This is a genomic window from Mesorhizobium sp. M4A.F.Ca.ET.022.05.2.1, from assembly GCF_003998845.1.
Lineage (GTDB): Bacteria > Pseudomonadota > Alphaproteobacteria > Rhizobiales > Rhizobiaceae > Mesorhizobium.
Genome location: NZ_RZOJ01000156.1, coordinates 1 through 12,308 on the forward strand (window position 1 = coordinate 1; position 12,308 = coordinate 12,308).

Here is a 12,308-nt window from a genome sequence, read left to right on the forward strand (position 1 = left end):
TGACCGAGAACGCCCAGTTCGCCATGCCGGAGGTCGGCATCGGCTTCTTCCCCGATGTCGGTGCGAGCCACCTACTGCCGGACCTCGGCGGCAGTTTCGGCATGTATCTGGCGCTGACCGGAACCCGGATTCGCCACGGCGACGCGCTGTGGTCGGGGCTTGCCACCCACACCATCAAGGCCGAGGACCAGGCCGGCTTCCTCGACCGGCTCTGCGCCACCGGCGACCCGGAATCGGTGCTGCGCAGCTTTTTCGTCCCGGCAAGGCGTGAGACGGACCGGTTGGTGCTGGAAGCGATCGCCCGCCATTTCGCGCAACCGTCTTTGTCCGATATCATCGCCAGCCTCGATCGGGCCGCAACCTCCGACGAGTTTGCCGCAACGACGCTCGCGACGATCAGGACGCGCTCGCCGACCAGCCTGCACGTGGCCTGGCGCCAGATCAGCGCCGGGCTGACCATGTCGATGGACGCGTGCATGAAGATGGAGTTCCGCATCCTCAACCGCATGCTGGCCGGTCACGACTTCTACGAAGGCATCCGCGCCGCCATCATCGACAAGGGCTCGACTCCGCGCTGGCGCCCGGCCAGTCTCGACGCGGTGAGCTTCGCCGATGTCGATGCCTATTTCGCGCCCCTCGGCGAGCGGGAGCTCGACCTGTGAGCGAAGTCACCTCCAGGCGCGTCGTGCTGCAGCCCTCGACAACCGAGATCATTTTCGCCTGGTTCCAGCGCGTCATCGCCGGCTACTGCCTGCTGTTTGGCATCCTCTACTGGATCCGGCTGATCGGCTTCTACCCGGGCGCGCTCTGGCGCTTCGACCTGATGCCGGTGCATTGGCAGGTAGCGGCGGTGATGCTCGCCGTGTTCTTTCCCTTCGCCGCCGCGGGCCTGTGGATGCTGGCCTCCTGGGGGCCGGTGATCTGGTTCATCTGCGCGGCGACCGAGATCGTCATGTATGCCGGCTTTCCCGATCTGTTCGGCCATCGGCCGCTGATCATCGCCTCGCACGCCACGGTGGCGGTGCTCTACATTATCTTCCGGGTTGCGATCTGGCTGCAGAAGCTGCGGGCCCGGCGGTAGATCGCCCGTCGCCGCGGCCCGATCCCGGCATGCCGATTCCCGTCCGAAACCGGTGGCTAAATCTTTAGGTTAATTATCCTTGCTGGGGTGACCGTTCGTTAAGCCTCTTTCGAAACCTCTTACCGGTAAGCTCTTGTTAGCCTTGGCGTTTAAGTCGAATTTTATGAGTATTCGATAGTGTCGCGATCAAGGTGAAAAACAAAAAAATCACCGGGCGACAAACGAGAGGCAAAGACAATGATCAATTCGCGTCCGGCGGCGAAGACCGCCACCGTATCCGACGACCGCCGCGAGGCGATCCGTTCGCTTTACATGGAATCGCTGCAGCTGGTGGAGCGCCTGCACCGCCGCCTGCTTGACGTAATCAAGGATGAGTTCGACCGCAACGGCCGTTCCGACATCAACGCCATCCAGGCGCTGCTGCTCTTCAACATCGGCAATTCGGAGCTGACCGCCGGCGAACTGCGCTCGCGTGGCTACTATCTCGGCTCGAATGTCTCCTACAACCTGAAGAAGCTGGTCGACCTCGGCTTCATCAACCACCAGCGCTCGCGCATCGACCGTCGTTCGGTCCGCGTCTCGTTGACTCCGAAGGGCAACGAGGTGGCTGAGGTGGTCGCCGGCCTCTACGAGCGCCATGTCGGCTCGATCGAGCAGGTCGGCGGCATCAACACCGACGAGTTCAAGCAGATGAACCGCGCGCTGCAGCGGCTGGACCGCTTCTGGAACGACACGATCGCCTACCGGATGTAAGTGCGCATCCACGCCGAGGGATAGAAGCCGCGCCGCAGAAGCGCGGGCAGGGGATACAGTCGGGGACCGGTGTCGAAAGGCGCCGGTTCCTTTTCCTTTTCGCGATGCAAAGGGACCTTCCGGATGCGCCGCGCCCATCGGCAGGGCGTCTGCCCTGTTTGCTTTCGCTGCAGCACTGCCTAATGTCGCTTCCTGGCGAGGGAGCGAACATGGACCTGAAAAACCGTTCAAAGATCTGCTGGGTTGCCGCGGTGCTTCTGTTGATTTCGACCGCGGCTTCCGCCGAGGAGTGGTGGAAGGATTCTTTCGCCGCCGAAGGCAGCGCCCCATGCGACAACAACGATACGATCGTGACATTCACCGACAAGGCGGTGGAGATGTGGGAAGTCGGCTGCTCGCTGGAGAGGGTTCAGAAGATCAAGGGCCTCGATGCGATCGTTCTGGACATGACCTGTTCGGACGGTGAAACCACGGAAACGAGACGCGAGCTGCTGCTCAAGCTGCACGACAACAAGGTCATGCGTTATCCTCGACAAGAGGTGTTGCAGCGATGTTCGGAATTGAAGGCGCGGCCAGCTCAGGCTCCGAAGGTCGATACTTCGCCCTGAGGGGCAACGCTCCCTGCAACGCCCATCGGTACGCAGGGCGTAGTCGGGCGCGCTGCTGTTGAGATTGGGACGAGGGCCGCTTCAGGTCAGATGCTTGGATTGTCCCATGGGTGCCAAAAAAGCACCGGTCCCTTGCTTTCATCGCCTCGCCGGAAGCAAATCGCGGGCCAAGGCCACGTTGCCGCCATAATCGCGGTGAAAGCGAGAATGCGGATGATGCTGCGGCCGCAGGCTTGCCTTCATCCGGAAGTTGCGTCACGCCGCGTGTTTCACGCTGAAGTGACACCGGCTATGGTTGGCTAATTGTTAAGATTGCCAACCATAAAGTGCGGGCGGGATCGCCCAACGATCAACGCAGCAGTGACCAGATTACTTAGAGAACGTCCATGAGAACCAGCCGCCGTTTCTTCCTTTCCGGAGCCTCCGCGCTTGCCGCGGCCATGGTTGCCAACAGCGCCAGCGCGCAGGACGTGATCGGGGACATCCTGAAATCTTCGGCCCGCGGCAATTGGGACGACCAGTTCGACGCCCGCGCCAGCGAGGGCGGCAAGGTGGCCTCGACGCTGCCGATCTTCAGCCTGCAGACCGTCGCCTTCACCGAGCAGGCCGTGGCGCAGTACCAGACCATCGCCGGCCAGGGTGGCTGGGAGCAGGTGCCCGCGACCAAGAAGCTGCAGCTCGGCGTCGAGGATCCAGATGTGGTGCCGCTGCGCAAGCGGCTGATGATCTCGGGCGATCTGTCGCAGAGCGCCGGCATCTCGACCTCGTTCGATTCCTACGTCGACGCCGCCGTCAAGCGCTTCCAGCTTCGCCACGGCCTGCCGGCCGACGGCGCCATGGGCAAATACACCTACACCGCGATGAATGTTTCGGCGCAGATCCGGCTTGGCCAGCTGCAGACCAACCTGCAGCGTCTGCGCGAAAAGGCAGGCACGCTGGGCAACCGTTACGTGCTGGTCGACATTCCGGCGGCCCAGATCGAGGCAGTCGAGAACGACCGCGTCGTGCTGCGCCACACCGCGATCGTCGGCAAGATCGACCGCCAGACGCCGATCGTGAATTCCAAGATCAACGAGATCATCGTCAATCCCTACTGGAATGCCCCGGTTTCGATCGTGCGCAAGGATATCATTCCGCTGATGCGCAAGGATCCCAACTACCTCAAGGACAGCCACATCCGCCTGTTCGCGCCGGATGGCAGCGAGGTCGATCCAATGACGGTCGACTGGTCGACGGACGACGCCGAGAAGTACCGCTTCCGCCAGGATCCGGGCGCCGGCAACGCCATGGCCTCGGTCAAGATCAATTTCCCCAGCCCGGATGGCGTCTATATGCACGACACGCCGCAGCAGAGCCTGTTCGGCAAGCTGATGCGCTTCGATTCCTCGGGCTGCGTGCGCGTCCAGAACGTGCGCGACCTCGTCACCTGGATTCTGCGCGACACGCCCGGCTGGGACCGCCAGCATTTCGAGGCGACGATCAAGACCGGCGAGAACACCCCGGTTCAGGTGACCAATCCGGTGCCGGTACACTTCCTCTACCTGTCGGCCTGGTCGACGGGACCAGGCGTCGTGCAGTTCCGCGACGACATTTACGGTCTCGACGGCAACGACGCGCTGCAGATCACGTCTTCGCTATAAGCAATTGATATATTTCCAGAAAAGGCCGCCTCTAGGGCGGCCTTTTTGCTTTCCACGTTCCGTCAGCTAGTTTTCGTCGCGACTGGACGGCACGGCCTGCTTTGCGCATGGTCGGGCATATTCGGAATCGCCGCCATGCATGTCGCCGTCTTCATCCTGGTCGTGCTCGTGTTCGTCGCGCTTTCCGGCGCGTTGGTTCGGCTGGTGCGCCTGCCGCTGCCGGTGCTGCAGATCGCCATCGGTGCGGCCCTTGCCTGGCCGGCGCGCGGCCTGCATGTCGAGATCGACCCGGAGCTGTTCCTCCTGGTGTTCATCCCGCCGCTCCTGTTCGGCGATGCCGTGGCCGCGCCCAAGCGCGAGCTTCTGGCGCTGCGCGGGCCGATCCTCGACCTTGCCGTCGGGCTGGTCTTCTTCACCATCGTCGGCTTCGGCTATGCCTTGCACTGGCTGGTGCCGAGCATCCCGCTGGTTGTTGCCTTCGCGCTCGCCGCCGTTCTGTCGCCGACCGATGCGGTCGCCGTGTCCTCCATCGTCGACAGGAACGTGGTTCCGGCGCGGCTGATGCACATTCTGGAGGGCGAGTCGCTGCTCAACGACGCGTCCGGCCTGGTCATGTTCCGCTTCGCCGTGGCAGCGGCGCTGACCGGCAGCTTCTCGCTGGCCGCCGCATCCCTGACTTTCCTCTATGCGGTCGCCGCCGGCATCCTGGCCGGCGTGGCGGCGCTGATCGTCGCCGCCAAGACGCTGCAGTTGCTCAACCGCATCGGCGGCGTGCCCTCCGAGGCGCAGGTGCTAGTGATGATCCTGATGCCCTTCATCGCCTATCTCATCGCTGAGCACGCCGAGGCCTCCGGCATCCTGGCGGCGGTCACCGCCGGCCTGCTCACCGGCGGCTCCGGGCTTTTCCGCTACCTCGGCGTCTCGGCGCGCATGCAGGCCATGTCGCTGTGGACGACGCTGTCCTTCATCTTCAACGGCGCGCTCTTCATCCTGCTTGGCCTGCAGCTTCCGGACATCGTCCGCAACGTGCCGCCGGAGCTTTCCAGCAGGCATTGGCTGATCGAGCCCGTGGCCACGGTGCTGATCCTGACGCTTTGCCTGATCGGCCTGCGGTTCCTGTGGATCTGGGTCGGCGACATCGCGCAGCGCGTCGCGGCGCGCTTCGGCAAGCATAGGGCCGAGCCGTTCGGGCTGCGCGTGCGGCTCGCCGGTTCCGTCGCCGGCGTGCGCGGCGCCATCACGCTGGCCGGCATCCTGTCGCTGCCGCTCGCCATGGCCGACGGTTCGCCCTTTCCTGCGCGCGACGTCGTCATCTTCCTCGCCGCCGGCGTCATCATCTGTTCGCTCACGATCGCCAGCCTCGCCTTGCCGAAGATCGCGCGTGGGCTGGTCGAGCCGGGCGAGGATCCTGGCGCCGCCGAGGAACGCCGGGCGCGCGTCGGCGCCGCCAACGCGGCAATCGCCAGGATCGAGGGCATCGCCAACGAGGGAGGCGAGGGCGAGGCCGCCGAGGCCAGGCTCGCGGTCGCCGACAGCATCGTCGCCGGCTACCGCCGCCGCATCGCCGCCTCCGATGAGGCCGAAGAGGCGCGCGCCGAAGCCCGCGAGGCCGGGCGTCTGGAGCTGGAGCTCAGGCACGCCGGCATCGAGGCCGAGCGAGGCGCCGTCCGTGCCATGTTCCGCAGCCGGGAGATCAACGACCATACGATGCGGGCGCTGCTTGCCGAGATCACGCTCACCGAAGCCTTGCTGAAAAGCCGGCGGGAGCGGAAATAGCGCTCACGCTGTCGTCCTTGGCGCAATCCGGCCAGCAAATTTCGCGGCGCAAACGTGGCGAGGCGAAAACAACTGTGTTAATGGCGCGGCAATGCATGTCGCCCAGAAGTGCGCAGCGGTTTTGGGGCAACGATATGCATGAACAAATTGCCCCGAACCGGAGGATTTCAGGCCATGGCAACAGCAGCGGCAGCGTCGAACAAATTCGAATCCTTCTTCGAGACCACGCTGGCCGAAGCCGATCCGGAGATTTTCGGCGCCATCCGCAACGAGCTCGGCCGCCAGCGCCATGAGATCGAGCTGATCGCTTCCGAAAACATCGTCTCGCGCGCCGTCCTCGAGGCGCAGGGCTCGATCATGACCAACAAATATGCCGAGGGCTATCCGGGCAAGCGCTATTATGGCGGCTGCCAGTTCGTCGACGTCGCCGAGGAGCTGGCGATCGAGCGCGCGAAAAAGCTGTTCGGCTGCAACTTCGCCAACGTCCAGCCGAATTCCGGCAGCCAGATGAACCAGGCGGTGTTCCTGGCGCTGCTGCAGCCTGGCGACACCTTCATGGGCCTCGACCTCAATTCCGGCGGCCACCTGACCCATGGTTCTCCGGTCAACATGAGCGGCAAGTGGTTCAAGGTCGTATCCTACGGCGTGCGCAAGGACGACCACCTGCTCGATATGGATCAGATCGAGAAGACCGCGCATGAGACCAAGCCCAAGCTGATCCTGGCCGGCGGCACCGCCTATTCGCGTATCTGGGACTGGAAGCGCTTCCGCGAGATCGCCGATTCGATCGGCGCCTATCTGATGGTCGACATGGCCCACATCGCCGGCCTGGTCGCCGGCGGCGTGCACCCGTCGCCGCTGCCCTACGCCCATGTCGTGACGACGACCACCCACAAGTCGCTGCGCGGTCCGCGCGGCGGCATGATCCTGTGCAACGACGAGGAGATCGCCAAGAAGATGAATTCGGCGGTCTTTCCAGGTCTGCAGGGCGGCCCGCTGATGCATGTCATCGCCGCCAAGGCAGTCGCGCTGGGCGAGGCGCTGAAGCCGAGCTTCAAGCACTACGCCGAAAGCGTCGCCGCCAACGCCAAGGCGCTGGCCTCGAGCCTCAAGGAAACCGGTCTCGACATCGTCTCCGGCGGCACCGACAACCATTTGATGCTCGTCGATCTGCGCCCCAAGAATGCCACCGGCAAGCGCGCCGAGGCGGCACTCGGCCGCGCCAACATCACCTGCAACAAGAACGGCATCCCGTTCGATCCGGAGAAGCCCTTCGTCACCTCCGGCGTACGTCTGGGCACGCCTGCCGGCACGACGCGCGGCTTCGGCCAAGCCGAGTTCCGCGAGATCGGCAAGCTGATCGCCGAGGTGCTGGACGGGCTGAAGGTGGCGAATTCCGACGAGGGCAACGCGGCCGTCGAGGCGGCGGTGAAGGCCAAGGTCGTGGCGCTCACCGATCGCTTCCCTCTCTATCCCTATCTCGGTTGACCTGAAGCCTCGCGTCATTCTTATTGGCCACGACGAGAAGCGCCGCTCCGGCTGGGGCGGCGTCCGGACAGGAGCCTTATTGATGACGCGAATTCTTTGTCTCGGCGCTCTTGCGGCGCTTCTGGCGGCCTCGCCGTTGACCGGCGCCGCCCAGGCGCAGACCACGACGACGGCGCCGAAGGCCGAGACGGCTCCGGCCGCATCGCCTGCGCCTGCATCTCCCAAGACCGAAACCTTCGGCAGGTGGTCCACCATCATCGATGAAGTCAACACCGGTGAGGACGTGCGCAGGACCTGCGCCGCCTCGACGGCGTTCCTCGACCAGAACGGCACCGGCGGCACGCTGACGCTCGCCATCTCGAACGGCGACGCCCTGCCGCCCGACGGCTATCCGAGCCTGGTCATCGCGCTGCGGAACAAGGACCTGCCGGCCGGCGAGAACATTCCCGCCGTGTTCGGTGACGACAAGGGCAAGGTCAAGGCGACTGTCAGTGCCGATATCGGCGACCAGTGGATGCTGGACAACAAGAAGGAGGTCGCGCTTGCCCTGTTGCGCGCCATGCGGCGCGCGGCCGCGATCGATGTCGTCTTCGCCAACAAGCCGGTTGCCAGCATATCGATGGACGGTTTCACCAAGGCCTACCGCAGCCTTGGCGCATCCTGCGGCTTCGCGACCAACGACGTCGCGCCCTGACAGGCAGCAAGGAGCCGCGCCATGGACATTCTCTGGAAAGGCGTCGTCGGCGGCCTCGTCACGGCGCTGATCGTCTGGGCCTCGAAGCGCGGCAACGTTCTGCCCGGCATCCTGCCGCTGGCGCCGACCTTCGCCGTCATCGCGCTGCTCGCCGTCGGCGCCAAGGGCAACTCGACAGGCTTTCGCGAGGCCTGCCTTGCCGGTTTCAGGACGATCCCGGCCTATCTCGCCTTCCTTGGCGCCTGCTGGCTGTTCATCGAACGGGTCGACTATCGGCTGGCCGTTCTCGGCGGCATCGCGGTCTGGCTGGCGGCGGCGCTGGCAATCTTCCTCGCGCCTCGCTATCTCTGAGGCACGAAGGCCGGCCGTCATTTGCCATTCCGGCAAAAAGCTCTAAGCCTTCCGCTCACCAAGAATCGCCAACCGAAGGCTCTCCATGCGCTGTCCCTACTGCCAGTCCGAAGATACGCAGGTGAAGGATTCGCGTCCCGCCGAGGATGGCGCGGCGATCCGCCGGCGGCGCGTCTGCCCCGATTGCGGCGGCCGTTTCACCACCTTCGAGCGCGTTCAGCTCCGCGACCTCGTCGTGGTCAAGAAATCCGGCCGCAAGGTACCGTTCGACCGCGACAAGCTCCTGCGTTCGGTCGAGATCGCGGTGCGCAAGCGCAATGTCGATCCCGAGCGCATCGACCGCGCGGTGACCGGCATCGTGCGCCAGCTCGAAAGCTCCGGCGAGACGGAAGTCGCCTCGGGCGAGGTCGGCCGGCTGGTCATGGAGGCGCTGAAGTCGCTCGACGACGTCGCCTATGTCCGCTTCGCCTCGGTCTATCGCAATTTCCGCGAGGCCAAGGATTTCCACGAGCTGCTCGGCGAGCTGAAGGGCGACGAGGACAAGGGCGAAGAGGACGCCGGCTGAGCATGGCAGGGCCACAGGTGAGTCGAGCCGAGCAGGAGGCTCTCGATAGGCGCTTCATGGCGGCGGCGCTGAGATTGTCGCGGAAGAACGCCGGCCGCACCTCGACCAACCCATCCGTCGGCACGATCATCGTGCGCGACGATGGCGCCGGGCCGATGATCGTCGGCACCGGCGTCACCGCGGTCGGCGGCAGGCCGCATGCCGAGACCGAGGCGCTGGCCGAGGCCGGCGAGCTCGCGCGTGGTGCTACGGCTTACGTTACATTGGAGCCCTGCGCCCATCACGGCCGCACGCCGCCTTGCGCCAACGCGCTGGTCAATGCCGGCATAGCCCGCGTCGTCGGTGCGGCGAGCGATCCCGATCCGCGTGTTTCCGGCCAGGGTTATGCCATCCTGCGCGCCGCCGGCATCGAGGTGGTGGAGAAGGTGCTGGCAGCCGAGGCCTCGGAGCAGATGGCCGGTTACCTGATTCGATCTCTCAAGAAACGCCCGGAAGTGATCCTGAAGCTTGCGCTTTCCAGCGACGGCAAGATCGGCATCGAAGGCGAGGGACAGGTCGCGATCACCGGCGATATCGCGCGTCGCGAAGTCTATCTGATGCGCGCCGAAGCCGACGCCATCCTGATCGGCATCGGCACCGCGCTGGAGGACGACCCGGCGCTGACCGTGCGGCTGCCTGGGCTGGAGAACCGCTCGCCGGCGCGCATCATCCTCGATCGCCAGATCAGGCTGCCTGAGGCCTCGAAGCTGGTCTCCGGCGTCGACCGCGTGCCGCTTTACATCGCCGCTTGCCTCGAGGCCGATCCGCAGCGGCGCGCCACGCTCGAACGCGCAGGCGTTCACTTCATCGGCACGGAAACCTATGGCGGTGAGGTGGCCTTGCCCGAATTGTTAGAGGATCTGGCCGCGCTCGGCATGGCGAGCGTGCTGGTCGAAGGCGGCGCGAAGGTGGCCAAGGCTTTCCTCGACGAAGGGCTGGTCGACCGCATCGTGCTGTTCGGCGGGCCGGACGCGATCGGCGAAGAGGGCATTGCATCGCCCATCGACGCCGACCATATCCCGGCAGGGTTTCGCAAGTTGCGCGAGATGCGCTTCGGCGAGGACAGCTACGCCGAGTGGGTAAGACCATGATCCCAAAAAGTGGGACCGGTTTTTGGACCAGATCATGGTCAACCTGAAGGACAGAGATATTTGATGTTTACCGGAATTGTTACCGATGTCGGCACCGTCGCTGCCGTGAAGCCGCTCAGGGAAGGGGTCGGACTGCGCATCGACACCGCCTATGACCCGGAAGGCATCGCCATCGGCGCCTCGATCTCTTGCGCCGGCGTCTGCCTGACGGTGACGGCGCTGCCGGAAGGCGGCTCCAACGCGCGCTGGTTCGAGGTCGAGGCCTGGGAGGAAGCGCTCAGGTTGACGACCGCGATGGGCTGGAAATCCGGCACCAGGATCAATCTGGAACGGGCGCTGAGGATCGGCGACGAGCTCGGTGGCCACATCGTCTCCGGCCATGTCGACGGCACGGCCGAGATTATCGAGCGCAAGGACGAGGGCGACGCCGTGCGCTTCACGCTCGAAGCGCCGCGCGAGCTCACGAAATTCATCGCGCCGAAGGGTTCGGTCGCGCTCGACGGCACCTCGCTCACCGTCAACAAGGTCGAGGGCACGCGCTTCGACGTGCTGCTCATCCACCATTCGCTGACCGTCACCACCTGGGGCGAACGCCAGGTCGGCGACCGCGTGAACCTCGAGATCGACACCATGGCCCGCTACGCGGCGCGCCTGGCGGAGGCCGCGAAAGAGGGGCTTTGAGCCACCCCCGCAAATTAGACCGGGCCTGAGCATCGGACAAAGCTTGCGAATGCTGCCGCTTCGGCCTAAGTCACCGGCGATCCCCGGAGACATCTATGGCTGGCATATCCCAACACGGCAAAGCGTTCATCCGTCCGAAGGACAAGGCGCACCTTCTCATCATCGAGGCGCGCTTCCATGACGACCTTGCCGACGCGCTGCTCGAAGGCGCAACGAGTGCACTGGACGAGGCAGGCGCGACCTATGACGTGGTCACCGTTCCGGGCTCGCTGGAAATCCCAGCAGTGATCACCTTCGCGCTCGACGGCGCCGCCGAAGGCGGCACCACCTATGACGGTTTCGTCGCGCTTGGCACCATCGTCCGCGGCGACACCTACCATTTCGATATTGTCGCCAATGAATCGAGCCGCGCGCTGATGGACCTCTCCGTGCAGGAAGCGATCTGTATCGGCAACGGCATCCTGACCACCGAGAATGACGCCCAGGCCTGGACGCGCGCCAGACGCTCGGAAGGCGACAAGGGCGGCTTTGCCGCGCGCGCGGCGCTGACCATGATCGCCCTCAAACAGCAGCTGGGAGCCCGATCGTGAGCGAGCCCGCGTCGCCCGGCCAGCCCACGGTCCGCCACGCCAACAAGCGCGGCGCCGCCCGGCTCGCCGCCGTGCAGGCGCTCTACCAGATGGACGTTGCCGGCAGTGGCGTTATCGAGATCACGGCCGAGTACGAAGCGTTCCGGCTCGGCAAGGAAGTAGACGGCGCGCTCTATCGCGAGGCCGATGCGCAATGGTTCCGCGCCATCCTCACCGGTGTTGTCGAGAACCAGAGGACCATCGATCCGGTCATCCGCCAGGCGCTAACCGACGACTGGCCGTTGTCACGGCTGGATTCGACACTGCGCGCCATCCTGCGCGCCGGCGTCTATGAATTGATGAAGCGCGACGACGTGCCGGTGGCGGTGATCGTCTCGGAATATGTCGACATCGCCAAGGCCTTCTACGAGGAAGACGAACCCAAGCTCACCAATGCCGTGCTTGATCGCGTGTCGCGCCGGGTGCGCGGCGAGGGGCGCGGCAAGGATGCTTCATGACCGCCGCCGCTGCGGCCTTGGCCGCCGGAGCCGGAAGGGAGGCGCGCCGCACGGCGCTGCTGCTGGCAGCTGCCCAGGCGATCATCGGTTCGGCCGCCCCCATAGCCATTTCGCTTGGCGCGCTTGCCGGGCAGTACCTGCTTGGCCTCGACAAGTCGCTGGCGACGGCGCCAGTCACCGGTTTCAACATCGGTGTGGCTCTGGGCGCACTGCCGGCGGCGGCCATTATCCGCCAGCTCGGCCAGCGCGGCGGGTTCATGACCGGCACCGTCATCACCGCGCTCGGTGGGGTCGTCGCGACGCTGGCGCTGTTCCACCCGAATTTCTGGCTGTTCGCCTTCGGCCTGTTGGTGATCGGTGTCGGTGGCGCTTTCGTACAACAGTTCCGTTTTGCCGCAGCAGACAACGCGCCGCCGACCACCTTAGGCGCGATGCGCAGAAACGATAGGATGAC

At 65.0% G+C, this 12,308-nt stretch carries 14 protein-coding genes and 1 pseudogene; all 15 read left to right on the forward strand.

The features are described 5' to 3' along the window. Nucleotides 1-662: enoyl-CoA hydratase/isomerase family protein (locus EN745_RS17930; RefSeq protein WP_145992061.1), on the forward strand; the 662-nt coding region annotated here is incomplete at its 5' end. Beyond that, nucleotides 659-1,081 carry a DUF6163 family protein gene (locus EN745_RS17935; protein WP_126054950.1) on the forward strand — a complete coding sequence of 141 codons (423 nt, stop codon included), beginning with the start codon at nucleotides 659-661 and terminating at the stop codon, nucleotides 1,079-1,081. The genes EN745_RS17930 and EN745_RS17935, both read left to right, overlap by 4 nt. Nucleotides 1,082-1,318: 237 nt before the next feature. Beyond that, complete coding sequence (locus EN745_RS17940) at nucleotides 1,319-1,834, forward strand: winged helix DNA-binding protein (protein ID WP_126054949.1); 516 nt, start codon at nucleotides 1,319-1,321, stop codon at nucleotides 1,832-1,834. A gap of 209 nt (nucleotides 1,835-2,043) precedes the next feature. After that, nucleotides 2,044-2,442: a hypothetical protein gene (locus tag EN745_RS17945; protein WP_245455476.1), complete on the forward strand. Its 399-nt coding sequence runs from the start codon at nucleotides 2,044-2,046 to the stop codon at nucleotides 2,440-2,442. Between the two features lie 386 nt (nucleotides 2,443-2,828). Beyond that, complete coding sequence (locus tag EN745_RS17950) at nucleotides 2,829-4,082, forward strand: murein L,D-transpeptidase (protein WP_126054948.1); 1,254 nt, start codon at nucleotides 2,829-2,831, stop codon at nucleotides 4,080-4,082. Nucleotides 4,083-4,217: 135 nt separating this feature from the next. Further along, nucleotides 4,218-5,858, forward strand: a complete 1,641-nt coding sequence (locus tag EN745_RS17955; RefSeq protein WP_127421894.1) for a Na+/H+ antiporter — start codon at nucleotides 4,218-4,220, stop codon at nucleotides 5,856-5,858. Between the two features lie 174 nt (nucleotides 5,859-6,032). Continuing rightward, on the forward strand, nucleotides 6,033-7,346 hold the full coding sequence (glyA, locus tag EN745_RS17960) for a serine hydroxymethyltransferase (protein WP_127421895.1): 1,314 nt from the start codon (nucleotides 6,033-6,035) through the stop codon (nucleotides 7,344-7,346). 82 nt (nucleotides 7,347-7,428) lie between these two features. Continuing rightward, a complete protein-coding gene (locus EN745_RS17965; protein WP_127421896.1) occupies nucleotides 7,429-8,040 on the forward strand; it encodes a hypothetical protein in 612 nt (203 codons plus the stop codon). 21 nt (nucleotides 8,041-8,061) lie between these two features. Continuing rightward, nucleotides 8,062-8,391, forward strand: a complete 330-nt coding sequence (locus tag EN745_RS17970) for a GlpM family protein (RefSeq protein WP_126054945.1) — start codon at nucleotides 8,062-8,064, stop codon at nucleotides 8,389-8,391. Nucleotides 8,392-8,476: 85 nt separating this feature from the next. Beyond that, nucleotides 8,477-8,956 carry a transcriptional regulator NrdR gene (nrdR, locus tag EN745_RS17975; protein ID WP_126054944.1) on the forward strand — a complete coding sequence of 160 codons (480 nt, stop codon included), beginning with the start codon at nucleotides 8,477-8,479 and terminating at the stop codon, nucleotides 8,954-8,956. A 2-nt stretch (nucleotides 8,957-8,958) separates the two neighbouring features. Then, nucleotides 8,959-10,086 carry a bifunctional diaminohydroxyphosphoribosylaminopyrimidine deaminase/5-amino-6-(5-phosphoribosylamino)uracil reductase RibD gene (ribD, locus tag EN745_RS17980; RefSeq protein WP_189363077.1) on the forward strand — a complete coding sequence of 376 codons (1,128 nt, stop codon included), beginning with the start codon at nucleotides 8,959-8,961 and terminating at the stop codon, nucleotides 10,084-10,086. Between the two features lie 63 nt (nucleotides 10,087-10,149). Beyond that, nucleotides 10,150-10,767, forward strand: a complete 618-nt coding sequence (locus EN745_RS17985; RefSeq protein WP_127421897.1) for a riboflavin synthase — start codon at nucleotides 10,150-10,152, stop codon at nucleotides 10,765-10,767. Between the two features lie 95 nt (nucleotides 10,768-10,862). Continuing rightward, nucleotides 10,863-11,357 carry a 6,7-dimethyl-8-ribityllumazine synthase gene (ribH, locus tag EN745_RS17990; protein WP_126054942.1) on the forward strand — a complete coding sequence of 165 codons (495 nt, stop codon included), beginning with the start codon at nucleotides 10,863-10,865 and terminating at the stop codon, nucleotides 11,355-11,357. Further along, a complete protein-coding gene (gene nusB / locus EN745_RS17995; RefSeq protein ID WP_127421898.1) occupies nucleotides 11,354-11,854 on the forward strand; it encodes a transcription antitermination factor NusB in 501 nt (166 codons plus the stop codon). Before ribH ends, nusB begins: the two co-directional genes overlap by 4 nt. Further along, a pseudogene (locus tag EN745_RS18000) lies at nucleotides 11,851-12,308 on the forward strand (hypothetical protein); the annotation flags it as partial. The gene nusB and the pseudogene EN745_RS18000, both read left to right, overlap by 4 nt.